The 23,452-nt window shown below is 69.7% G+C and carries 20 protein-coding genes; 19 read left to right on the top strand and 1 reads right to left on the bottom strand.

Going from position 1 to position 23,452, the window contains the following annotated elements:
- A partial coding sequence (locus ON38_RS15780) for an alpha/beta fold hydrolase (protein WP_218000786.1) occupies positions 1-910 on the top strand: 910 nt, incomplete at its 5' end.
- Positions 911-988: 78 nt separating this feature from the next.
- Here the strand turns inward: ON38_RS15780 and ON38_RS15775 are convergent.
- A complete protein-coding gene (locus ON38_RS15775) occupies positions 989-1,552 on the bottom strand; it encodes a TetR/AcrR family transcriptional regulator (protein WP_039825560.1) in 564 nt (187 codons plus the stop codon).
- Between the two features lie 100 nt (positions 1,553-1,652).
- Between ON38_RS15775 and ON38_RS15770 the strand changes: the two genes are divergently transcribed.
- The 18 genes from ON38_RS15770 to fmt all read left to right on the top strand — a co-directional run bounded on the left by ON38_RS15770 (position 1,653) and on the right by fmt (position 22,972).
- Complete coding sequence (locus ON38_RS15770; protein ID WP_039825559.1) at positions 1,653-2,495, top strand: SAM-dependent methyltransferase; 843 nt, start codon at positions 1,653-1,655, stop codon at positions 2,493-2,495.
- A gap of 178 nt (positions 2,496-2,673) precedes the next feature.
- A complete protein-coding gene (gene pyrR, locus ON38_RS15765) occupies positions 2,674-3,306 on the top strand; it encodes a bifunctional pyr operon transcriptional regulator/uracil phosphoribosyltransferase PyrR (RefSeq protein WP_039825558.1) in 633 nt (210 codons plus the stop codon).
- A complete protein-coding gene (locus tag ON38_RS15760) occupies positions 3,303-4,259 on the top strand; it encodes an aspartate carbamoyltransferase catalytic subunit (RefSeq protein ID WP_030521483.1) in 957 nt (318 codons plus the stop codon). The genes pyrR and ON38_RS15760 overlap by 4 nt, the downstream gene beginning before the upstream one ends.
- Positions 4,256-5,587, top strand: a complete 1,332-nt coding sequence (locus ON38_RS15755) for a dihydroorotase (RefSeq protein ID WP_039825557.1) — start codon at positions 4,256-4,258, stop codon at positions 5,585-5,587. The genes ON38_RS15760 and ON38_RS15755 overlap by 4 nt, the downstream gene beginning before the upstream one ends.
- Complete coding sequence (locus ON38_RS15750; RefSeq protein WP_039825556.1) at positions 5,587-6,084, top strand: PH-like domain-containing protein; 498 nt, start codon at positions 5,587-5,589, stop codon at positions 6,082-6,084. The genes ON38_RS15755 and ON38_RS15750 overlap by 1 nt, the downstream gene beginning before the upstream one ends.
- Positions 6,081-7,199, top strand: coding sequence for a glutamine-hydrolyzing carbamoyl-phosphate synthase small subunit (carA, locus tag ON38_RS15745; RefSeq protein WP_039825555.1), 1,119 nt, complete (start codon positions 6,081-6,083; stop codon positions 7,197-7,199). Before ON38_RS15750 ends, carA begins: the two co-directional genes overlap by 4 nt.
- Complete coding sequence (gene carB, locus ON38_RS15740) at positions 7,199-10,555, top strand: carbamoyl-phosphate synthase large subunit (protein ID WP_039825554.1); 3,357 nt, start codon at positions 7,199-7,201, stop codon at positions 10,553-10,555. The genes carA and carB overlap by 1 nt, the downstream gene beginning before the upstream one ends.
- Before the next feature lie 11 nt (positions 10,556-10,566).
- Positions 10,567-11,391 carry an orotidine-5'-phosphate decarboxylase gene (gene pyrF, locus ON38_RS15735; RefSeq protein ID WP_039825553.1) on the top strand — a complete coding sequence of 275 codons (825 nt, stop codon included), beginning with the start codon at positions 10,567-10,569 and terminating at the stop codon, positions 11,389-11,391.
- Between the two features lie 1,006 nt (positions 11,392-12,397).
- Positions 12,398-12,718 (top strand): integration host factor, actinobacterial type, encoded by a 321-nt coding sequence (gene mihF / locus ON38_RS15730; protein ID WP_039825551.1) that lies wholly within the window; start codon positions 12,398-12,400, stop codon positions 12,716-12,718.
- Between the two features lie 20 nt (positions 12,719-12,738).
- Complete coding sequence (gene gmk, locus ON38_RS15725) at positions 12,739-13,311, top strand: guanylate kinase (protein WP_051164844.1); 573 nt, start codon at positions 12,739-12,741, stop codon at positions 13,309-13,311.
- A 62-nt stretch (positions 13,312-13,373) separates the two neighbouring features.
- Complete coding sequence (gene rpoZ / locus ON38_RS15720; protein ID WP_030521475.1) at positions 13,374-13,652, top strand: DNA-directed RNA polymerase subunit omega; 279 nt, start codon at positions 13,374-13,376, stop codon at positions 13,650-13,652.
- 40 nt (positions 13,653-13,692) lie between these two features.
- Positions 13,693-14,913, top strand: a complete 1,221-nt coding sequence (gene coaBC, locus ON38_RS15715; RefSeq protein ID WP_039825549.1) for a bifunctional phosphopantothenoylcysteine decarboxylase/phosphopantothenate--cysteine ligase CoaBC — start codon at positions 13,693-13,695, stop codon at positions 14,911-14,913.
- Positions 14,914-15,175: 262 nt separating this feature from the next.
- On the top strand, positions 15,176-16,387 hold the full coding sequence (metK, locus tag ON38_RS15710) for a methionine adenosyltransferase (RefSeq protein ID WP_039825548.1): 1,212 nt from the start codon (positions 15,176-15,178) through the stop codon (positions 16,385-16,387).
- 158 nt (positions 16,388-16,545) lie between these two features.
- Entirely contained in the window at positions 16,546-19,140 is a 2,595-nt protein-coding gene (locus ON38_RS37520; protein ID WP_373281222.1) for a primosomal protein N' family DNA-binding protein, read from the top strand.
- 430 nt (positions 19,141-19,570) lie between these two features.
- Positions 19,571-20,242: a PadR family transcriptional regulator gene (locus tag ON38_RS15700; protein WP_051164841.1), complete on the top strand. Its 672-nt coding sequence runs from the start codon at positions 19,571-19,573 to the stop codon at positions 20,240-20,242.
- A 119-nt stretch (positions 20,243-20,361) separates the two neighbouring features.
- Positions 20,362-21,330 carry an esterase/lipase family protein gene (locus ON38_RS15695; protein ID WP_373281221.1) on the top strand — a complete coding sequence of 323 codons (969 nt, stop codon included), beginning with the start codon at positions 20,362-20,364 and terminating at the stop codon, positions 21,328-21,330.
- Between the two features lie 179 nt (positions 21,331-21,509).
- The gene (gene def / locus ON38_RS15690; RefSeq protein ID WP_039825546.1) at positions 21,510-22,052 is read left to right on the top strand and encodes a peptide deformylase; all 543 of its coding nucleotides are present in this window, start codon (positions 21,510-21,512) and stop codon (positions 22,050-22,052) included.
- On the top strand, positions 22,052-22,972 hold the full coding sequence (fmt, locus tag ON38_RS15685) for a methionyl-tRNA formyltransferase (RefSeq protein WP_039825545.1): 921 nt from the start codon (positions 22,052-22,054) through the stop codon (positions 22,970-22,972). The genes def and fmt overlap by 1 nt, the downstream gene beginning before the upstream one ends.
- Positions 22,973-23,452 lie beyond the last annotated feature (480 nt).

The raw sequence follows: 23,452 nt of genomic DNA, 5'->3' as shown, positions 1-23,452 counted from the left end.
GGTACATCTACAGAAGAGGACAACTCACCCCATGCGCGACGTGAATCTCTGGAGTGAAGAATTCGGCACCGCGACGGATGTGCCGATCCTGTTGATCATGGGGTCGATGTCGCAGGGCATTCTGTGGCCGGACGAGTTCGTCGGCCGCCTGGTCGCCGGCGGTCGCCGGGTGATCCGGTACGACCACCGCGACACCGGTCTGTCGGACACGGTCGATTTCGCGGCGCATCCGTACACGTGGGGAGATATCAAGGACGATGTCTACCGCGTGCTGGACGCGCACGGACTGGAGAGTGCGCATCTGGTCTGCCATTCGGCGGGTGGGCTGCTCGGTCAGTTCGTCGCCGTGGAGCGGCCGGAGCGGGTGCGCTCGCTGACCGTGATCGGTTCCTCCCCGCTCGGCGGCGGCGAAGGCGCGGTCCTCATGCGGGCGCTGCTGGGAGAGCCGCAGCCCGCGGGGAGTCTGCCGGAGCCGACGCCCGAATTCGTCGAGTTCTACCGCACGCTGATGGCCGGTCCGCCGCCGGAGAGCCGAGACGCCCGGATCGCCGGCATGATCGCCGAGCAGCGCGTGCTGCACGGGGCCGGGTTGCCGTTCGACGAGGCCGCGGCACGCCGGCTGCAGGAACGGATCCACGACCGCGCCCGGGACCTGGCGGCCGTGGCCAACCATCGGCTGGCCGCGGCGGCCCGGCCGGACTTCGAACCGGTGGGCGCACTGCACCGGGTGCAGGCGCCCACGCTGGTCGTCGAAGGCAGTCACGAGCCGGCCAAACCGGGCCACGGCGCACTCATTGCCGAGCAGATCCCCGGGGCCCGGCTGATGATCGTGGCGGGTATGGGCCATACGTTGCCACCGGAGGTCCACCAGGAGCTGGCGGATGCCGTTCTCGCGCATACGGCCGGGTGACGGTTCACCGGATGCCGCCGGCCGGCTCGGCGAGTAGTTCCACTGTGCGGTCCTGTTCGGCGGGTTCGCAGCGCGCGGCTACCCGAGCCGGCAGCGGTTCAGTAGTTCGTGTGCGATATCGACGGCGGCGCGGTGGCATTCGTCGTCGGACAGCGGGAGATCACCCATCATCGCCGTGCTCCAGCTGATCGCGAGCAGGGCCTGGCGGGCGTGGAACACATCGAGAGGGTCGCGCGCGGGCTCGGTCATCAGGTCCGCGAGCAGCCGGAACTGATAGCGCAGGCTCACCCCGAAGCCGAGTTCCCGGAACGCGGGCTGGTTCTCGTGCATGAACCGCACCATGTCGCGGCCCGTGCTGTGCAGCAGCTCGCCGTATCGATCCAGGATCTCCGCCGCGCGGGCCCGGCCCGCGGGGATGCCTTCGGCCCAAGTGACGAGATCGTCGATACCGCTGCGGATATCGTCGGAGAGGCTGGCGACGATGTCCTCTTTTGTGCGGAAGTGGTAGTACAGGGCGGCTTTGGTGACACCGAGCCGCTCGGCCATCTGCCGCAACGAGGTCTTCTCGTAACCCTGTTCGGCGAACAGTTCCATCGCCACCGCCCGGATGCGGTCGCGGGTATCGCTACGCCGAGCGCCCACTGGGTCCCCTTCTTCTGGTTGACGGTTCGCAGGCCAGAGCCTAACGTCCCCGCTGCAACCGGTTACTAGCCGGTCGACAAGTAAGTAAGGGGAGAAAATCATGAGCGGACCATCCGCCCAGGTGCCCACCGCCGGCGTGGCCATGACCGCGATCGGAGTCGCGCTCATCCGGGTCCGGGAAAGCGCCCGGCCCGACCGGCTCTACGACGATCCACTCGCCGCGGCCTTCGTGACGGCGGCCCGCCCGGCCTTCAGTGAGGAACGCTGGTCGCGGCTGGAGGCGCTGGCCGACCAGTTCTACGAAGGCCGCTCCCTGGCGGTGAAAGCCGTGGACGAGAGCTTCGGAGAGGCCGTGGCCGCCGGCTGCGGGCAGATCGTCCTGTTCGGGGCCGGGCTGGATACCCGCGCCTTCCGGCTCGGGCTGCCCGCCGGGACGGTGCTCTTCGAAGTGGACCTCCCCGAACTGTTCGATTTCAAGGAGCCGGTGCTGGCCGCGCGGCAGGCCCGGCCCGACTGTGTGCGCCGGGTGGTCCCGGCCGATCTGCGCGGGGACTGGGGGCGGGCACTGGCGGCCGCGGGATTCCGTCCCGGAGTCGCCACCCTGTGGGCGGAGGAGGGAGTCCTGAACTACCTGCCGAGGCCGGACGCGCAGGCCCTGATCGAGACGGTGACCGAATTGTCTGCGCCCGGAAGCCGTTTCGGCATCGGCCGGTTCCAGGTCGACGCCGCCGCCCGACGGCACCGGGAACTCCACGACCTCGTCTCCGGCGATTCCGCTGCCGCACGACCGGTCAACGGTCTGGGCCCGGACGCGGAATCGTGGTTCACCGCGCACGGCTGGCGCACCACCTTTCGCGCCTGGAACGATCTCGTCGCTCCGTATGGGCGGCCCGGTCTCGGCGAGGTTCCGGGAATGGGTACCGTGCTCGCGGTCCGTGAATGACCGCTCACCCCCGCCGGTAACCGCGATCACATCCCGCGGCACCGCCGCCGGGCGTGGCTGCGTTCACACTTCGAGGCCGGTCCTCACCTGGTGAAAGTCCCCGTTCGGCGGCTGATAGGCTGCTCCGCGTAAGACATCCTTTAACGGACCGTCCAGTGAGGCGGGGAAGGAGGTCGGTATGGCCGTGCCCGAAGAACGCGGTGCTGCCGAGGCGACGTCACCTCCCGAGCGGCACACCCCGGAGTGGGTGGCGACCGGGCGCGAACTGCTCTCCGCCTCCGATGTCGGCCGCACGGTCGCGCGGATCGCGCATCAGATCATCGAACGCACCGCCCTGGATTCGGGCGATCCCGGCACGCCCCGGGTGGTTCTCATCGGTATCCCCACCCGCGGCACCACCCTCGCGCACCGGCTCACCGACAAGATCGAGGAATTCTCCGGAGTGCGGCCCGCGCTCGGCTCCCTCGACATCACGCTCTACCGCGACGATCTGCGCACCAAACCGCATCGGCCGCTGGAACGCACTTCGGTGCCGGACGGCGGGATCGAGGACGCGCTGGTCGTACTCGTCGACGATGTGCTCTTCTCCGGGCGCACGGTGCGCTCCGCCCTGGACGCGCTGCGGGATCTGGGCCGGCCGCGCGCGGTCCAGCTCGCGGTCCTGGTCGACCGCGGCCACCGCGAACTACCGATCCGCGCCGATTTCGTCGGCAAGAACGTACCCACCGCGCGCACCGAGGACGTGTCGGTGCTGTTGTCCGAACACGACGGCCGCGACGGGGTTTTCCTGCATCAGGGGGAGACACAGTGAGACATCTGCTGACCGTGACCGATCTGGATCGCGACACCGCCACCGAACTGCTCGACGAGGCCGAACGGTTCGAACAGGCGCTGCTGGGCCGCGAAGTGCGCAAGCTCCCCACCCTGCGCGGGCGCACGGTGATGACGGTCTTCTTCGAGAACTCCACCCGCACCCGGGTCTCCTTCGAGGTCGCGGGCAAATGGATGAGCGCCGATGTGATCAATGTGAGCGCGAGCAGTTCCTCGGTGGCCAAGGGGGAATCGCTGCGCGATACCGCGCTGACCCTGCACGCCGCGGGCGCCGACGCGCTCATCGTGCGGCATCCCGCCTCCGGCGCGGCCCATCAGATCACCCGCTGGTTCGAGGACTGGTCGCGGCAGTCGGGCAGTTCGGTACCCGCGGTGATCAACGCCGGCGACGGCACCCATCAGCACCCCACCCAGGCGCTGCTGGACGCGCTGACCCTGCGACAGCGGCTCGGCGATATCGCCGGCAAACGGGTGGTGATCGTCGGCGATATCCTGCACAGCCGGGTGGCCCGGTCCAACGCCTTCCTGCTGTCCACGCTCGGCGCGGAGGTGGTGCTCGTCGCGCCGCGCACGCTGCTGCCGGTCGGCGTCGAGGGGTGGCCGGTGCGGGTCTCGACGGATCTGGATTCCGAGCTGCCCGGCGCCGACGCCGTCCTCATGCTGCGGGTCCAGGCGGAACGGATGAACGGCGGATTCTTCCCGTCGGCCCGCGAGTACTCGATCCGCTACGGCCTCTCGGAGCGACGGCTGGCGTTGCTCGACGAACAGGCGGTGGTGCTGCATCCCGGCCCGATGCTGCGCGGTATGGAGATCGCGTCGTCGGTGGCCGATTCACCGCGCGCCGCCGTATTGCAACAGGTGACGAATGGAGTCCATATGCGCATGGCGGTGCTGTTCCGCCTGCTGGTCGGAGTGCAGGAGGCCGCGGCGTGAGCGGATCGGGCGGCAATGTGCTGATCACCGGGGTGCGTCCCTACGGCGAGGGCGAGCCGGTGGATGTGCTGATCACCGACGGTGTGATCCGGCAGATCGGGAACGGCCTGCGGGCCGAGGGCGCCGAGATCATCGACGGCACCGGGAAGGTGCTGCTGCCCGGATTCGTGGATCTGCACACCCATCTGCGCGAACCCGGCCGCGAGGACACCGAGACCATCGAATCGGGTTCCGCCGCAGCGGCGCTGGGCGGCTACACCGCGGTGTTCGCCATGGCCAATACCTCACCGGTCGCCGACACTCAGGTGGTCACCGACCATGTCTGGCGGCGTGGGCAGGAGGTCGGGCTGGTCGATGTGTACCCGGTGGGCGCGGTGACCGTGGGTCTGGCCGGTACGCAGCTCGCCGAGATGGGCACCATGGCCACCGGAGCGGGTGCGGTGCGCATGTTCTCCGACGACGGACACTGTGTGCACGACCCGCTCATCATGCGGCGCGCGCTGGAATACGCCCGCTCGCTGGGCGTGCTCATCGCGCAGCACGCGGAGGAGCCCCGGCTCACCTCCGGGGCGGTGGCGCACGAGGGACCGACGGCGGCCCGGCTGGGTCTGGCGGGGTGGCCGCGGGCGGCGGAGGAATCCATCGTGGCGCGCGACGCGCTGCTGGCCCGGGACGCGGGCGCACGAGTCCACATCTGCCACGCTTCCACAGCCGGCACCGTCGAATTGGTGAAATGGGCGAAAGCGCAAGGTATCTCGATCACGGCCGAGGTCACGCCGCATCATCTGCTGCTGACCGACGCCCGCTTGGAAACCTACGACGCGGTGAACAAGGTGAACCCGCCGCTGCGTGAGGGCTCCGATACCGAAGCACTGCGGCAGGCACTGGCGGAGGGCATCGTGGACTGTGTCGCCACCGACCACGCCCCGCACGCCGAACAGGACAAATGCTGCGAATTCGCCGCGGCACGGCCCGGGATGCTGGGTCTGGAGACCGCATTGTCCATCGTGGTGGAGACCATGGTGCGGCCCGGTCTGCTGGACTGGCGCGGCGTCGCGCGGGTCATGAGCGAACGGCCCGCCGAGATCGTCGGCCTCGACGATCAGGGCCGGCCGATCGCCGAGGGCGAGCCGGCCAACCTGGTCCTGGTCGATCCGGAGGCCACCTGGACCGTGGCGGGCGAGGACCTCGCGAGTATCGCGAACAACACCCCCTATCAGGCGATGACGCTGCCGGGGCGGGTCACCACCACGCTGTTGCGCGGCCGGATCACCGCCCGCGACGGGGTGGCCGCTGCCCCCGGGGGTATCCGAGTGGGAGAGCGCTGATGGAACGGACACTGTGGGTTCTCGGCTGCGTTCTGCTGTGGGCGCTGTTCGTCTATCTGATGTACCGGGGCTGGCGTAATCGTGCGGCCCGGCAGGCCGACCGGATCGGCGATCTGCCTGCGGTACCGGAAGAGACAGGGGCGCGGGTGCTGGACCCGACCACCGGCCTCTACCTCGGTAGCACCATCGCGCCGAGCTGGCAGGATCGGATCGCGGTCGGTGACCTCGGCTTCCGCGCGACCGCGGAGCTCACCCGCTTCGAGAAGGGAATCCTGCTGGAACGGCAGGGCGCGACCGCGATCTGGATTCCGGAGGAGTCCATCTCCGCGATCCGCACCGAACGCGGACACGCGGGCAAGGTCATGAGCGAGGGCGGAGTCCTGGTGATCCGCTGGACGCTGCCGAGCGGGACCGAGATCGACACCGGGTTCCGCGGCGACGACAAAACGGTGTATCCGGCCTGGGCGCGGGCAACGACGGGAGACGACGAGAAATGACGACAACAACGGACGCGGCCCTGGTCCTGGAAGACGGGCGGGTCTTCCGCGGCACCGCCTACGGAGCGGTGGGCCAGACCCTCGGCGAGGCGGTGTTCTGCACTGCCATGACCGGGTATCAGGAAACCCTCACCGATCCCAGTTACCACCGGCAGATCGTGGTGGCCACCGCCCCGCAGATCGGCAACACCGGCTGGAACGACGAGGACGACGAATCGCAGCAGATCTGGGTCGCGGGCTACGCGGTCCGCGATCCCGCGCGCCGTGCCTCGAACTGGCGCTCCAACGGCACCCTGCCGGGGCAACTGGAACAGCAGAACATCGTGGGTATCGCCGGTATCGACACCCGGGCGGTGGTGCGGCATCTGCGCAGCCGCGGCTCGATGAAGGCGGGGATCTTCTCCGGCCCCGCGCTCGCCGGCACCGAGGAGCTGCTCGCCCGGGTGACCGGCCAGCCCTCCATGCTGGGCGCCGATCTCGCCGGTGAGGTCAGTACCGACCGGATCTACACCGTGGAACCGGAGGGCACTCCCCGGTTCACCGTGGTCGCCGTCGACCTCGGGATCAAATCGAACACTCCGCGGATGTTCGCGGCTCGGGGTATGCGGGTGCACGTGGTCCCGTCCTCGACGAGCCTGGACAAGATCCTGGAACTGAAGCCCGACGGCGCGTTCCTGTCCAACGGTCCGGGCGACCCGGCCACCGCCGATACCGCGGTCGCCCTGACCCAGGGCATCCTCGACAAGGGGCTGCCGCTGTTCGGTATCTGCTTCGGTAACCAGATCCTGGGCCGGGCGCTGGGCCGCGGCACCTACAAGATGAAGTTCGGGCACCGGGGGATCAATATCCCGGTCGTCGAACACGAGACCGGCCGCATCTCCATCACCGCGCAGAACCACGGGTTCGCGCTGGAGGGGGAGCGCGGCGAGCAGTTCGACACCCCGTTCGGCAAAGCCGAGGTCAGCCATGTCTGCGCCAACGACGGCGTCGTGGAGGGGGTGCGCCTGATCGACGGCCGCGCCTTCTCCGTGCAATACCACCCGGAAGCGGCCGCCGGGCCCCATGACGCCGCGTACTTGTTCGACCGGTTCTCCGGTCTTATGGAGGGAGCCTGATGCCACGCCGTACCGACCTCGAACACATTCTGGTCATCGGTTCGGGCCCGATCGTCATCGGTCAGGCGTGCGAGTTCGACTACTCCGGCACCCAGGCGTGCCGGGTGCTGCGCGCCGAGGGGCTGCGTGTCTCGCTGGTCAACTCGAATCCGGCGACCATCATGACCGACCCGGAATTCGCCGATTCCACCTACGTGGAACCGATCACCCCGGAGTTCGTCGAGAAGGTCATCGAGAAGGAACGTCCCGACGCGCTGCTGGCCACGCTCGGTGGGCAGACCGCGCTGAACACCGCGGTCGCGCTGCATGAGCGCGGGGTGCTGGAGAAGTACGGGGTCGAGCTGATCGGCGCGGATTTCGAGGCCATCCAGCGCGGCGAGGACCGCCAGAAATTCAAGGACATCGTGGCGCGGGTCGGCGGGGAGAGCGCCCGCTCCCGCGTCTGCTACACCATGGACGAGGTCCGCGACACCGTCGCGGAGCTGGGCTTCCCGGTCGTGGTGCGGCCCTCGTTCACCATGGGCGGGCTCGGGTCCGGGATGGCCTATGACGAGACCGACCTCGACCGGATCGCCGGCGGCGGTCTGGCCGCCTCGCCGACCGCGAATGTGCTGATCGAGGAGTCCATCCTCGGCTGGAAGGAATACGAACTCGAGCTGATGCGCGACGGGCGCGACAATGTCGTGATCGTCTGCTCGATCGAGAACGTGGACCCGATGGGTGTGCACACCGGCGACTCCATGACCGTCGCCCCCGCCCTCACCCTCACCGACCGCGAGTACCAGAAGATGCGTGATCTCGGTATCGCGATCCTGCGCGAGGTCGGGGTGGACACCGGCGGCTGCAATATCCAGTTCGCGGTGGACCCCACGGACGGTCGGCTCATCGTCATCGAGATGAACCCGCGCGTCTCGCGGTCCTCGGCGCTGGCGTCCAAGGCCACCGGTTTCCCGATCGCCAAGATCGCGGCCAAGCTGGCCATCGGTTACACCCTGGACGAGATCGTCAACGACATCACCAAAGAGACCCCGGCCTGTTTCGAACCCACCCTCGACTACGTCGTGGTGAAGGCACCGCGGTTCGCGTTCGAGAAGTTCCCCGGCGCCGACCCCACCCTGACCACCACCATGAAATCGGTGGGCGAGGCCATGTCGCTGGGCCGTAATTTCGCCGAGGCGCTCGGTAAGGTGCTGCGCTCGCTGGAAACCAAGGCGGCCGGCTTCTGGACCGCCGCGGACGGAAAATGGGCACCGGCCTCCACCGATCAGGCCGATATCGACGCCGCGATCGCGGAGATCCTCGCGGATCTGCGCACCCCCACCGAAGGCCGGATCTACCAGGTGGAACGCGCGCTGCGGTTCGGCGCCGGCATCGAGGACGTCGCCGCCGCCTCCGGAATCGACCCGTGGTTCGTCGCCGAGATCGCCGGACTGGTGGACCTGCGCACGGAACTGCTGGAGACGCCCGTCCTGGACGAATCGCTGCTGCGGCGGGCGAAATACCACGGCCTCTCCGATCGCCAGATCGCCGAACTGCGGCCGGAACTGGCCGGTGAGAGCGGCGTACGCGCCCTGCGGCACCGGCTCGGGGTGCGACCGGTGTTCAAAACGGTCGATACCTGTGCCGCCGAATTCGAGGCCAAGACCCCATACCACTACTCGGCCTACGAACTCGACCCCGCGGCCGAATCCGAGGTCGCCCCGCAGCCCGATCGCGACAAGGTGATCATCCTCGGCTCCGGGCCCAACCGCATCGGCCAGGGCATCGAATTCGACTACTCCTGCGTCCACGCGGCGCAGACGCTGTCGGCGGCCGGTTACGAGACCGTCATGGTCAACTGCAACCCGGAAACGGTGTCCACCGACTACGACACCGCCGACCGCCTCTACTTCGAACCCCTCACCTTCGAGGACGTGCTCGAGGTCTACCACGCCGAATCCGAATCCGGCACGGTCGCCGGGGTCATCGTGCAGCTCGGCGGGCAGACACCGCTGGGGCTCGCGGAACGGCTCACCGCCGCCGGGGTGCCGGTGGTCGGCACCAGCGCCGCCGCCATCGACCTCGCCGAGGACCGCGGCGAATTCGGTGACGTGCTGGTCGCCGCCGGGCTGCCCGCGCCGAAATACGGCACCGCCACCACTTTCGAGCAGGCTCGCAAGATCGCAGCCGATATCGGCTACCCCGTCCTGGTACGCCCCTCGTACGTACTGGGCGGTCGCGGTATGGAGATCGTCTACGACGAGCAGTCCCTCGAGGGCTACATCTCCCGCGCCACCGAACTCAGCCCCGAACATCCGGTGCTGGTGGACCGGTTCCTCGAAGACGCCATCGAGATCGACGTGGACGCGCTCTGCGACGGCGACGAGGTCTTCCTGGGCGGCGTCATGGAACATATCGAGGAAGCCGGTATCCACTCCGGCGACTCCGCCTGCGCGCTGCCGCCGATCACTTTGGGCCGCAGCGATATCGAAGCGGTACGCCGCTCCACGATCGCCCTGGCCAAGGGGATCGGGGTCAAGGGTCTGCTGAACGTGCAGTACGCGCTCAAGGACGATGTCCTCTACGTCCTCGAGGCCAATCCACGCGCCAGCCGCACTGTCCCGTTCGTCTCCAAGGCCACCGCGGTGCCGCTGGCCAAGGCGGCCGCGCGCATCATGCTCGGCGCCACCATCGCCGAACTCCGCGCCGAGGGCATGCTGCCCGAGGGCGACGGCGGACATGTCGCGCTGGACGCTCCGGTGGCGGTCAAGGAAGCGGTGCTGCCGTTCCACCGCTTCCGCAGCGCCGACGGAAGCCAGGTGGATTCGCTGCTCTCCCCGGAGATGAAATCCACCGGCGAGGTCATGGGCATCGACGCCGATTTCGGTACCGCGTTCGCCAAGAGCCAGTCCGCGGCGTACGGGTCGCTGCCCACCGAGGGCACCGTGTTCGTCTCCATCGCCAATCGCGACAAACGCGCCATGGTGTTCCCGGTGAAACGGCTGCACGATCTCGGGTTCCGTATCCTGGCCACCGCCGGAACCGCGGAGATGCTGCGCCGCAACGGAATCCCGTGCGAACAGGTCCGCAAACACTCGGACCCGGTCTCCGCGGCCGGTGGCAACACACCCCCGCAACCGTCCATCGTGGACCAGATCCGTGACGGAGAGGTCGATATGGTCTTCAACACCCCCTACGGCAACTCCGGGCCCCGGGTGGACGGCTACGAGATCCGCAGCGCCGCGGTCGGTGTCAACATCCCCTGTATCACCACGGTCCAGGGCGCCGCGGCGGCCGTCCAGGGCATCGAGGCCAGTATCAACGGCGGACTGGGTGTGCGGTCGCTGCAAGAACTGCACTCGGCGTTGCGCGGCTGAGGGCGCGGGCGATGACGACCACGACGTTCGGTGAGCGGCTGGCCGCCGCCATGAACACCCACGGGCCGATCTGTGTCGGGATCGATCCCCATCCCGCGCTGCTCGACGCCTGGGGTCTGTCCGCCGACGCCGACGGGCTCGAGGCCTTCGCGGAGCGCTGTGTCGAAGCCTTCGACGGAACGGTGGCCCTGGTCAAACCACAGGTCGCCTTCTTCGAGGCCTACGGTGCCGCGGGGATCGGGGTGCTCGAACGCACCATCGAGGTGTTGCGCGCTTCGGGCACCCTCGTCCTGGCCGACGCCAAACGCGGCGATATCGGCTCCACCATGGACGCCTACGCCCGCACCTGGCTCGCCGACGGCCCACTGGGCGCGGACGCGGTCACCGTCTCCCCCTACCTGGGTTTCGGTGCCCTGCGCCCCGCCCTCGAGCTGGCCCACGCCGGCCACCGCGGCGTCTTCGTCCTGGCGGCCACCTCCAACCCCGAAGCCGCCCAGATCCAGCAGGCGACGGTCGGCGGCCGCACCGTGGCGCAGACCGTGGTCGACGACGCCGCCCAGCTGAACCCCGCCGGCCATATCGGCTCGGTAGGGGTGGTGGTCGGCGCCACCCTCACCGAGATCCCGGACCTCAGCATGCTCAACGGACCCGTACTCCTGCCGGGCGTGGGGGCCCAAGGGGGTACGGCGGACAAGGTACGGGCATTGTTGCCGCAACCGCTGTGGCGGGCGGCGGTACCGAATGTGTCGCGAGACGTGCTGCGCGCGGGGCCCTCGGTCGAGGCGTTGCGCGGCCGGCTGGCGGAGTTCCAGGAGGAGTTCGCCTTCCTGCGGTGATAAGGGCGTTCCGGTGCGGTTCTGTACCGGTTGTCCTTCGCGGTCGGCCGCAGACCGCTCCGCCGGGTGTCCGGGTTCTCGCGGTCCTGGCAGACCTGTCCTCCGGACGCCTTTCCGCCGGCCGCACGCGTTCGATACCGAGTTCGGTGCGGGTCGCGGTTGCCGACGGCGAGGATCGCGGTCGTGGGTCGGGGTGGGACGGCATCGGGTACTGCCCGTCTGCCCGTGTGGCTGTCTGTCGGCCGTTTCGTGGACGATTTCGGGGACCTCCGTCCGGGCCTGGATGTCCGGGGGGGGCGGTGCTGTGTTTTTTTGGCGCCGCCTTCGGCGGCGCGGGGTTGAGGCCCCCTTGTGTCTCGCCGTTTCGGCCTCGAGACTTGCGCCTTCGGCGCGGGCGCTTTCGAGGCCGAAACGGCGAGACGGGCCTCAACCCTTTGAGGTGTCTCGTAAGACTCGACACATGCGGGTTGCGTCGGCTTTGAGGCTCGGATGGGGGTGTGGGCGCAACGCCCGAGGGGGAGCTGTTTGTCGCGGCGACTGCTGAGCGCTCGTATGCAGCCATTCGGGGGGCCCGCTGTACGCTGTACATATTCGGGCGATACGGGCGCCTCGGTGGTCGGCTCGGAGGGTTCGGGCGATCCGGTTTTTTGTTGCCGGACGCGCTTGCGCTCGCTCAGCAGGGGCTCGGGCGAAAATTTCCCAGAAAATTCCTGGTAGGGCGGCCGGGCGGTAGCCGGCAGGTCGATCCGAGGTGTGGTTATCGTGCCGCAACTCCCGTCGGTGCTCGAAAAGCCGCTGATGGCAGGCTGTTTCGTACATGTGGGCGCGGGGGGTGCAGCTACGGCAAGCAGGGATGCGGGCGGGTCGGCAAGGGGCCGATACCGGGTCCGATTCATGCCCTGACCTGGGGGGTGGGTTCGCAATCCGGGGGCGTCGTGGGTACGGTCGCTGAGACTGCCGGGTAGTTCGGCAGGTTTTGATGCAGGAATGATGAGACGGAGGAACCGTGGCCCTTCCCCAGCTGACTGATGAGCAGCGCGCCGCTGCTCTGGAGAAGGCGGCTGCCGCTCGCCGTGAGCGGGCAGAGCTCAAGGATCGCCTGAAGCGCGGCGGCACCGATCTGAAAGAGGTCCTCGGTCAGGCCGAGACCAATGAGATCATCGGTAAGATGAAGGTGCGCGCACTGCTGGAAGCCCTGCCCAAGGTCGGCAAGGTGAAGGCCGAGGAGATCATGAACGAGCTCGAGATCGCGCCGACCCGCCGGCTGCGTGGTCTCGGCGACCGGCAGCGCAAGGCGCTGCTCGCCAAATTCGATCTCGGCGCCTGACACCCTCGGTGATCGAGAACATGACGAAGGGTCGGCTGGTTGTACTGGTCGGCCCCTCGGCCGTGGGCAAATCCACCGTGGTGCGATGTGTCCGCGAACGGCTGCCGGAACTGGTTTTCAGCGTCTCGGCGACGACACGGGCCCCGCGTCCCGGTGAAGTCGACGGTCGCGACTACCGGTTCGTCAGCCGGGCCGAGTTCGACGCGATGATCGCTTCCGGGGATCTGCTCGAATGGGCGGATATCCACGGCGGTCTGCAGCGGTCCGGTACGCCGGCCGCGCCGGTACGCGCCGCCCTGTCGGAGGGGCTGCCGGTACTCATCGAGGTCGACCTCGAAGGAGCACGGTCGATCCGGCGGGCGATGCCGGAGGCCGTGCTGGTGTTCCTCGCGCCGCCCAGCTGGGAGGAGCTGGTGGACCGGCTGCGCAGCCGCGGCACCGAATCGCCGGAGGTCATCGAACGCCGCCTGGCGACGGCGCGGGTGGAACTGGCCGCACGTGACGAGTTCGACACTGTGATCGTGAACGACACCGTGACCAGCGCCTGTGCGCAGTTGGTATCGTTGTTCGTCAGCACGAATTCCAATTCGTAGCCAGGTGCGCGGCCGCAGATCCGCCGCGCAGCCGAGCCACCGACCCCGCAGGAGCTTCCTCAGTGAGCAGTACGGATACCGCCACGCCCGCCTACGACACCCCGGTCGGCCTCACCAATCCGCCGATCGACGAGCTGCTCGACCGCACCTCGTCCAAGTACAGCCTGGTGATCTACGCGGCCAAACGGGCCCGCCAGATCAACGACTACTACAACCAGCTGGGTGACGGCATCCTCGAGTACGTCGGCCCGCTGGTGGAGCCGCTGCCGCAGGAGAAGCCGCTCTCGGTGGCGATGCGGGAGATCCACAGCGATCTGCTCGAGCACACCGAAGGCGAATGACCGCCGGCCGGTGATGGGCCGATAGGGCAGGAGGCGCGCTATGGCGCGGGTAGTTGTCGGGGTGGGCGGCGGAATCGCCGCGTACAAGGCGTGCGCGCTGGTGCGGCGGTTCACCGAGACCGGCCATACCGTCCGGGTGATCCCCACCGAGGCGGCACTGCAGTTCGTGGGCACGGCGACCTTCGAGGCGCTGTCCGGCCATCCCGTGCACACCGGGGTCTTCTCGGATGTGCCGGAGGTGCCGCATGTGCGGCTGGGCCAGGAGGCGGAACTCGTCGTCATCGCGCCCGCCACCGCGGACCTCATGGCGCGGGCCGCGCACGGGCGCGCCGATGATCTGCTCACCGCCACCCTGCTCACGGCCCGATGTCCCGTGCTGTTCGCGCCCGCCATGCACACCGAGATGTGGGAGCACGCGGCGACGGTCGCGAATGTGGCGGCTCTTCGCGCGCACGGCGCCACCGTGATGGAGCCCGCGTCCGGCCGGCTCACCGGTACCGACACCGGTCCGGGCCGGCTGCCCGAACCCGAGGAGATCTTCGGTCTGGCATCGCTGCTGCTCGAGCGTGCCGACGCGATTCCGCGGGACCTGGTGGGCAGGCGCGTGGTGATCACCGCGGGCGGCACCCGGGAGCCGCTGGATCCGGTTCGCTTCCTCGGCAACCGCAGCTCCGGTAAGCAGGGGTACGCGCTCGCCAGGGTGGCCGCCCAGCGCGGCGCCCAGGTCACGCTCATCGCCGGCAACACCATCGAGATGGCGCCGCCGGCCGCGGTCGAGCTGGTCCACATCACCACGGCCGAACAGCTGAAAACCGCGGTCGACAAGCACGCGGTCGGCGCGGACGCGGTGATCATGGCCGCCGCGGTCGCCGACTTCCGGCCCGCCACGGTGGCCGCCGCCAAGATCAAGAAGGGCAAGGACGAGCCCGACACCATCGCCCTGGCCAAGAACGAGGACATCCTCGCCGGTCTGGTCCAGGAGCGCCGGGAGGGCCGGCTGCCCGGAACGGCCATCGTCGGATTCGCCGCCGAGACCGGCGACGCCGACGGTGACGTGATCACCCACGCGCGGGCCAAACTGGCCCGTAAGGGTTGTGATCTGCTCGTGGTGAACGCGGTGGGCGACGGTAAGGCGTTCGAGGTCGACACCAACGACGGCTGGCTGCTGCGTGCGGACGGTAGCGAGCAGGCGCTCGACCACGGATCCAAGGCGCTGCTGGCCAGTCGTGTCCTCGACGCGCTGGGTCCGCTGCTGAGCTGAAACCGGTACCCCGCCGAACGCGGGATCCGTTGTGTCGGCTCCGGCCGTGCCGGGCGCGCGAACTGCCCGCCGCGGGCGCGAAGGCGATACCATCCAGCCCGCTCCAGGGTGTGCGGGCACGCACGATCGGAAACCCGTCCAGGATGGTGTCCGAAGCCCCAATTACGCCGCCCGTTCTAATAGTCTGAAGTCCAGGGGCGTGACCGGAGCCGTGCGCTACGGTCCCTCCGGACACGAGTAACCGTTGAGGAAGAGGGAAACTGTGCGCACGTCCGGTAGCCGGCTATTCACCAGTGAGTCCGTGACCGAGGGTCATCCGGACAAGATCTGTGACGCCATCAGCGATTCCATCCTCGACTCACTGCTGGCGCAGGATCCCCGCAGCCGGGTCGCCGTGGAAACCATGGTGACCACCGGCCAGGTCCACGTGGCCGGAGAGGTCACCACCGAGGCCTACGCGGATATTCCGCATATCGTCCGGGAGAAGATCCTCGAGATCGGATACGACTCCTCGGCAAAGGGGTTCGACGGGAACTCCTGCGGCGTCAATATCGCCATCGGCGCGCAATCGCCCGATATCGCGCAGGGCGTCGACACCTCGCACGAGGCGCGGGTCGGTGGCTCCGACGATGAGATCGAACAGCAGGGCGCCGGCGATCAGGGCCTGATGTTCGGTTACGCCAATACCGACACTCCCGAGCTGATGCCGCTGCCGATCGCGCTGGCCCACCGCCTCTCGCGCAAGCTCACCGAGGTCCGCAAGACCGGGGTGTTGCCGTATCTGCGCCCGGACGGCAAAACCCAGGTCACCATCGAATACGACGGTGACAAGGCGGTCCGGCTGGACACCGTGGTCGTGTCCACCCAGCACGCCGCCGATATCGATCTGGACAATCTGCTGGCCCCCGATATCCGGGAGAAGGTCGTCGACGCGGTGCTCGCCGATATCGCGATCCCCGATCTGGACATCTCCGATATCCGTCTGCTGGTGAACCCCACCGGCAAGTTCGTACTCGGCGGCCCGATGGGCGATGCCGGGCTGACCGGCCGCAAGATCATCGTCGACACCTACGGCGGTATGGCCCGCCACGGTGGCGGCGCGTTCTCCGGTAAAGACCCGTCGAAGGTCGACCGCTCGGCCGCCTACGCCATGCGCTGGGTCGCCAAGAACGTGGTCGCGGCGGGGCTGGCGGACCGGGTCGAGGTGCAGGTCGCGTATGCGATCGGTAAATCGGCGCCGGTGGGGCTGTTCGTCGAAACCTTCGGCACCGAGAAGGTCGATCCGGCCCAGATCTCGTCGGCGATCACCGAGGTGTTCGATCTGCGCCCGGGCGCGATCATCCGCGACCTGGACCTGCTGCGCCCGATCTACGCGCCGACCGCCGCCTACGGGCATTTCGGCCGCACCGATATCGATCTGCCCTGGGAGCGCACCGACCGCGCGGACAAGCTGCGCGCCGCCGCCGGACTGTAAGTTCCACGTCCCGCGTGGATCGACCTCCCACCGACACCCCCGCCGACCCCGCGTCGGCGGGGGTGTCGGCCGAGGCGGGGCGGCCGCGCCGCCGGGCCGCCCGCCCGAAGAAGGCCGCCGGCCCCGACCCGGGACCGGTTGAGAACCCGATCGCCCGGGTGCTGCCGCTGCTCACCCCCGCGCACCTGGACCGCGATTTCGACTATGTGGTACCCCCGGAGCTGGACGATATCGCCCGCCCCGGTGTCCGCGTGCGGGTCCGCTTCGCGGGGCGGCTGGTGGACGGTTATCTACTGTCCCGGCACGCCGAATCCGATCATCCGGGCAAGCTGGTCCGGCTGGAGCGGGTGGTATCCGCCGAACAGGTGCTCACCCCGGAAATCCTGCGTCTCGCCACGACCGTGGCCGCGCGGTGCGCCGGGACCCGTGCCGATGTACTCCGGCTGGCGATCCCGCCGCGACATGCCCGAGTGGAGAACGGCGGGCCGCCGAAGAAGCGCGGAGAGACGGACGGTCCGACGGTGGCTGCGGCCGGCTCGGCGGGGACCCGGACCGCGGAGCCGGACGCGCAGGCCGGGCCGGCCGGGAACGACGAGCCGGACACGGACGCTCGGCCGCATGCGGATATCGGGTCGCAACCGGGCGCCGGGACCGGGCCGGGGGCCGGCTCCGAGTCGCGGACGGACGCAGCGTCGGGTGCGTATGCGGGGTCCGGTCCGGCCGACGAACTGGTGGACGCCGGATCGGGTGACGACCCCAGGACGGGTCCCGGCGCCGAGCAGGGCGTGATGGCCAGGCCGCGTGTGGATGCCGGGTCGGGTGTGGACGCCGGGTCGGGCACGGACACCGCGGCCGGTGCGTACCCCCGACCGGGTACGGAGACCGGGCCGCGTGTCGGCCACGACGCGGGTGCGAACACCGAGGTGGGCGGGCCGCGTGGCGCCGGTCGAACCGGCCGCTCCGGCCCGGGTGGGGCGGCTGTGCCGTCGCGTGTGGTCGAAACGCCCGGAGTCCCAGGGATGCCGGGGGAGTCCGGGGGTTCGCCGGTCCGCGGCTCGGATACGACCGGGGCGGGGCCGCGGGAGGCCGTCGGTTCGGCAGGGACGGATGGTGCGGCGCTACCCGGTGAGGTGGACACCGGCGCCTGGCGCCGGTACCGGCACGGGGACGCCTTCCTCACCGCACTCGCGTCCCGCCGGGGTCCGCGGGCGGCCTGGCAGGCCCTGCCGGGGGAGGACTGGGCGCGGCGATTGGCCGAGCTCGCGGCGGTGGTGGTGGCGGACGGTCGCAGTGCGATCCTGATGGTGCCCGACCAGCGCGACCTCGATCGGGTATTGCGCGAATGCGAACGGCTGGTGGGGGATTCGGCCGTCGGGTTGTCGGCGGGGCTCGGCCCGGCAGCCAGGTATCGGCGATGGCTCGCCGTCCTGCGGGGGACCGCGCGCGTGGTGGTGGGTACCCGCAGCGCGGTCTTCGCGCCCGCCGTGGACCTGGGCCTGGTCGCGATCTGGGACGACGGTGACGACACCTACGCCGAGCCCCGCGCCCCCTATCCGCACGCGCGGGAGGTCGCTATGCTCCGCGCCCACGAGACCGGCGCGGCCTTCGTGGCGGCCGGATTCGCCCGGACCGCCGAGATCCAGGCCGTGGTGGAAACCGGATGGGCCCACGACCTGCTCGCCGACCGGGCGACCGTACGGGCCGCCGCGCCGCGGATCAGCGCTCCGGGAGACAGTGACGCCGCGCTCGAACGCGATCCGATGGCGCGTGCGATCCGGATCCCCGCCGCCGCCTTCACCGCGGCCCGCAAGGCGCTCGCCGCCGGGTCCGGCGTGCTGGTGCAGGTGCCGCGCCGCGGGTACGTTCCGGCGCTCGCCTGTACGAAATGCCGGACACCCGCCCGCTGCCGCCGCTGTGTGGGACCACTGTCGTTGCCCGGGTCCGATCGGGCCGCCGGGGACCCCGGGGTGGCGCACAGTCCGGTCTGCCGCTGGTGCGGGCGTACCGAGGCGGCGTTCCGCTGCCCGGCCTGCGGGGGCCGGGTGTTGCGCGCCGTGGTCATCGGTGCGGCACGGACCGCCGAGGAACTCGGCCGGGCATTTCCCGGGGTACCGATCCGGGGGTCCAGCGGCGCGGCGGTACTGGATACGGTGCCGCCCGGGCCCCAGGTCGTGGTGGCCACCGTCGGAGCCGAACCGTTGCTCGCCGGTGGTTACGGGGTAGGGCTGCTGCTGGACGGCTGGGCGCTGCTCGGCCGCGCCGATCTGCGCGCCGCCGAGGACGCGCTGCGCCGCTGGCTGAGCGCCGCGGCCCTGGTGCGGCCCGACGGCGAAGTGCTGGTGATGGCCGATCCGGCCGTGCCCACCGTGCAGGCGCTGCTGCGCTGGGATCCGGCCGGTCACGCGGCCGCCGAATTGGCGCAGCGGACCGAGGTCGGTTTTCCGCCGGCGGTGCGGATGGCGGCCGTCGACGGCACTCCGGACGGAATCGCCGCCCTGCTCGCGGCCGCCGAACTCCCGGCCGCCGTGGAGGTGCTGGGCCCGGTGCCGTTACCGGCCGCCGCGCGGTTGCCCTCCGGCGCCCGTGGGGACGGTGGCGATCCGAGTACGGAGGTCGAACGGGTGCTGCTGCGTACGCCGCGGAGGAGTGGCGCGGCGCTGACGCAGGCGCTCATGGCGGCGCAGGCGGTCCGAAGCAGTCAGCGGGCGGAGTCGCCGCCCCGGATTCAGATAGATCCGCTGGAAATCGGCTGACCCGCTCGGGCAGGGACCGGGCCGGCCGTCGGCATCGCGGAGTGTGCGCGGCGGCCGCGAATCGCCAGGTATGGCTGTTCACGATAGGCGTGACCTGCTCGGACGTCGACCTCATCCGGATTCGCGACACACTCACCCGTGCCGCGGATCCTTGGTGGCGGAAACCGGCGGGACCTGGCGCGAAAGGCCTCACCGGCGGACACCCCGCCGATCGGGTGCGCATTCCGTGTTCCGGCGGCAATCGACGAACCGGTTGCGGCCTGGACCATGGCCGACCGGCCCGGACCACGACCTCGCCCGAACCGGTCGGCTGCGCTGTCGGTGGGTGTCGGGACGACCGGGGAATCAATCCGGCAGGGGCTTGCGTTGGATAGATTGCCGATATATCGTCGATGCTACACAAACCGATCGAGTAGCTCGGGAGGCTGCTATGGAAAACATCGAGAACGCGGAATTTCGCAAGGGTCGCGGACGCCGTGGGCGCGGTCCCCGGCCGGGTGGTTTCGGTCCCGGCGGGCCGTTCCGCCACGGTGGTCCGCACGGATTCGGGCCGGGCTTCGGCGGGGACTTCGGGCCCGGCTTCGGGCCAGGGTTCGGCCCGGGATTCGGCCCGGGATTCGGGCGCGGGCGCGGCCGGGGCGGCCGGGGCCGGCGCGGCGACGTACGGGCGGCGATCCTGCTGCTGCTCGCCGAGCGTCCCATGCACGGCTACGAGCTCATCCAGCGGATCCGCGAACGCAGTGACGATCTCTGGCGCCCCAGCCCGGGATCCATCTACCCGGCACTCTCACAGTTGGAGGGCGAGGGTCTGATCACCATCGAGAAAGTGGCCGGTCGCAAGACCGCCCAACTGACCGAGACAGGTACGACCCACGTCACGGAGAACCGGGCGGAGCTCGGGGATCCGTGGGCCGAGGTCAAGGAAGGGGTCGGCGCGCACACCAATGATCTGCGAGCACTGATCGGCCCGCTCATGGGCGCGGTCGCGCAGGTGGCGGCGGCGGGCACGCCGGAGCAGGCGGCCAAGGCGGCCGAGGTGCTCACCGAGGCGCGGAAAGCGTTGTACCGCATCCTCGCCGGAGACGAGGACTCCGCAAAGTAACGGGGTGGTCAAAACCTCCGGCTCCGGTTTTCCGCCGAGCCGACAGGGTAGAAGATTGTGGAGTGAAACAATTTCGATGGCCGACGGGGCGGGACGGATCACAAATCGGCAGGCGCGCCCTGCGAACGATGACCGTGGCTGTCGCGCTGGCTGGGTCGGTGTTGCTCGCGAGTGTCGAGAGCACCGCCCAGCCGGCCGGTTACCTTCCCGCGTCGGTCCCCACGGACCCTGCTCCACCGCAACCCGATCAGCTGGGAGCGGTGCTCTATATGAAGTCGCATCCGAACGCGGTGCCCCGCGGTACCAATGATTTCGGATGTGTCCCGGACGCGGCCCATCCGCGACCGGTGATCCTCGCGCACGGCACCGACGCGAGCGCCTACACGGACTGGTCGGTCATCGGGCCGCAGCTCGTGGATCACGGGTTCTGCGTTTTCGCGCTGAACTACGGCGGTAAACCGGGCGCCGGTACCTACGGCACCGAGGACATCGTGCTCAGCGCCTACCAGATCGCGCAGTTCGTGGACGAGGTACGTGCCGCGACAGGGGCTCCGCAGGTCGATCTCGTCGGCTTCTCCCAAGGCGCCAATGTCACCCGCTACTACATCAACAAACTCGGCGGCGCGCCCTACGTCGGCAACTGGGTCGGCCTGGCCTCACCCACCTACGGCGGGGTCCTGTACGGCCTGGTCCCGATCGCCGAGCAGCTCCCGGGCGCGATGGACCTGGCGACCCGGGCGGTCTCCGTGGCAGCGGTCCAGCAGGTGCAGGATTCACCGTTCATGCGGGAACTCAACGCGGGTGGCGATACCGTGCCCGGGGTGCGCTACACCACGGTCGGCAGCCGGGTCGACGAAGTGATCCAGCCCTTCGGCAACATCGCGTTGCGCGGCCCGGGAGCACACAACATCGTGCTGCAGGATCGCTGCCCGGTCGATCTCACCGGCCATTTCCACATGGTCTACGACCCCTACGTCTTCCAGTTGTTGTTCCAGGCCCTCGACCCCGGCCATGCCCCCGAACCGGTATGCGTACCCGTACCGCTCGGCACCGGCATTCCCGAGGTGATCATCGGCGGGAACATCTGAGCCGTGTTCATCGCCCGCTTCCGGCGGGAGATCCGGTGACCCGGCGGAACCCGTGCCGCGGTACACGAGGCGGCCCGGGGCCGGGTCCGGAGGCCGGCGGGGCGGCGCCCTGAGCACGGCCGTGCCGGGCTACCTAGAATGAAACCTTCCTGCCCTGCCTCACGTCTTCGGGAGCTACCGTGACCGTCCAGTCCGTCCGCCTCTTCGGCGATCCGATCCTGCGAGCCCGCGCGGCGGAGGTCACCGAATTCGGCCCCGAACTGCGGCAGCTGGTAACGGATCTGACCGACACCATGTACGACGACGGCGGAGTGGGTATGGCGGCTCCGCAGATCGGTGTCGGTCTGCGAGTGTTCGTCTACGACACCCGCGACGCCCGCGGGCATCTGATCAACCCGAGCTGGAGCGCGCTGGACGAGGAGGAACAGATCGGCCCGGAGGGCTGCCTGTCCATTCCGGGAGTGAATCACGAGACCAGGCGCGCCATGCGGGTGCGGGCGACCGGCGTGGATGTGGACGGCAACCCGGTCGAATTCGAGGCCGAGGGCCTGCTGGCGCGCTGTGTGCAGCACGAAACAGATCATCTGGACGGCACGCTGTTCATCGACCGGCTCGATCCCCCCGACCGGAAGCAGGCCATGCGCACCATCCGTGAATCCGACTGGTTCGTCGCCGGGCTGACGGTCCGGCCGAGCCGTGCCCTCGCCGAGCGGGACCACTGATGCGGATCGTCTTCGCCGGTACTCCCGACCCGGCGGTTCCCTCGCTGCGCCGCCTCCTCGATTCCCGGCACGAGGTGGTCGCCGTGGTGACGCGGCCCGACGCCGTCGCCGGACGTGGCCGGAAGCTGAAACGTTCACCGGTCGGGCAGCTCGCCGACGAACACGGCATTCCGGTCCTCACCCCGGGTAAGCCGGGCGACCCCGAATTCGTCGAGGCGCTCACCGAGCTGGCCCCGGACTGCTGTCCCGTGGTCGCCTACGGTGCGCTGCTGCCGCCCCGGGTGCTCGAGATTCCGAAGTACGGCTGGATCAATCTGCATTTCTCGCTGCTGCCCGCCTGGCGCGGCGCGGCGCCGGTTCAGGCCGCCATCGCGGCCGGCGACGAGATCACCGGTGCGTCCACCTTCCGGATCGAGACCGGTCTGGACACCGGGCCGGTCTACGGTGTGGTGACCGAACGGATCGCCGTCACCGATACCGCCGCCGATCTGCTGGGCCGGTTGTCCGACAGCGGCGCGGCGCTGCTGGAGCAGACCCTCGACGGGGTCGAGGACGGCACCCTGCAGGCGATTCCGCAATCGGCGGACGGGGTGTCCTACGCACCCAAGATCACCGTCGAAGCGGCGCAGGTCCGGTGGGATCAGCCGGCCCTGGCGGTCGGCCGCGCCATCCGCGCGGTGACTCCGTTCCCCGGCGCCTGGACCACGGTCGCCGGGAACCGTCTCAAACTGGGGCCGGTGGAACTGGTCGAAGAGGTGCTGCCCGAGCGGCAGATCGAGGTGCGCAAGACCGGTGTGCTCGTCGGCACCGCCACCACCGCGGTACGGCTGGATCAGGTGCAACCGCAGGGCAAACGGATGATGGCCGCGCTCGATTGGGCGCGCGGCGCCCGTTTGGCGCCCGGCGCGGTGGTCGAATGACCGGCTCGGGTGGCGAGCGGCGCCGAGGCTTCCGGCGCCACACCGAACCGGGTGCCGCGGAGGCGGACGGCCGGGACGTATCGCCGGAGCGACGCGGCGATCCCGGGCGGTCCGGCCGGTCGGCCGGGTCGGGGCAGGTCCGTCGTCCGGCCGATTCCGGTCGGGACGAGGGTCCGGATCGTTCCGGCCGGGACGAGCGTTCGGCCGGGTCCGCAGAGGGTCGCCGCTCGGCGGGTTCTGCTCGAGATGAGCGGCAGCCGGGATCCGGATGGGGCCGGAGTCCGGCAGATCCCCGGCGGGGTGAGCGTCCGGCGGGGTCGGGTCGGGGTGAGCGTCCGGCGGGTTCCCGGCAGGGTGAACGCCCGGCAGGTTCCCCGCAGGATCGGCGAGCGGGCGGTTCCCGTACCGGCGGGCATGCGAGCGGCTCTCGGCCGGACCGCGCGTCCGAACCCCGCCGAGATCGTCCGTCCGGGGAATCCC

This window comes from Nocardia testacea NBRC 100365 (assembly GCF_000308775.1).
Taxonomy (GTDB): Bacteria; Actinomycetota; Actinomycetes; order Mycobacteriales; family Mycobacteriaceae; genus Nocardia; species Nocardia testacea.
Note: the sequence above shows the minus strand (reverse complement) of the source record. Positions and strands in the feature narration are given on the sequence as shown.

Excerpts from the sequence above, each read along its gene's own strand:
- fmt (WP_039825545.1), top strand. The coding sequence starts at position 22,052 with ATGCGGATCGTCTTCGCCGGTACTCCCGACCCGGCGGTTCCCTCGCTG.
- pyrF (WP_039825553.1), top strand. The coding sequence starts at position 10,567 with ATGACGACCACGACGTTCGGTGAGCGGCTGGCCGCCGCCATGAACACC.
- ON38_RS15770 (WP_039825559.1), top strand. The coding sequence starts at position 1,653 with ATGAGCGGACCATCCGCCCAGGTGCCCACCGCCGGCGTGGCCATGACC.
- carA (WP_039825555.1), top strand. The coding sequence starts at position 6,081 with ATGACGACAACAACGGACGCGGCCCTGGTCCTGGAAGACGGGCGGGTC.
- carB (WP_039825554.1), top strand. The coding sequence starts at position 7,199 with ATGCCACGCCGTACCGACCTCGAACACATTCTGGTCATCGGTTCGGGC.
- coaBC (WP_039825549.1), top strand. The coding sequence starts at position 13,693 with ATGGCGCGGGTAGTTGTCGGGGTGGGCGGCGGAATCGCCGCGTACAAG.
- gmk (WP_051164844.1), top strand. The coding sequence starts at position 12,739 with ATGACGAAGGGTCGGCTGGTTGTACTGGTCGGCCCCTCGGCCGTGGGC.
- ON38_RS15700 (WP_051164841.1), top strand. The coding sequence starts at position 19,571 with ATGGAAAACATCGAGAACGCGGAATTTCGCAAGGGTCGCGGACGCCGT.
- ON38_RS15750 (WP_039825556.1), top strand. The coding sequence starts at position 5,587 with ATGGAACGGACACTGTGGGTTCTCGGCTGCGTTCTGCTGTGGGCGCTG.
- pyrR (WP_039825558.1), top strand. The coding sequence starts at position 2,674 with ATGGCCGTGCCCGAAGAACGCGGTGCTGCCGAGGCGACGTCACCTCCC.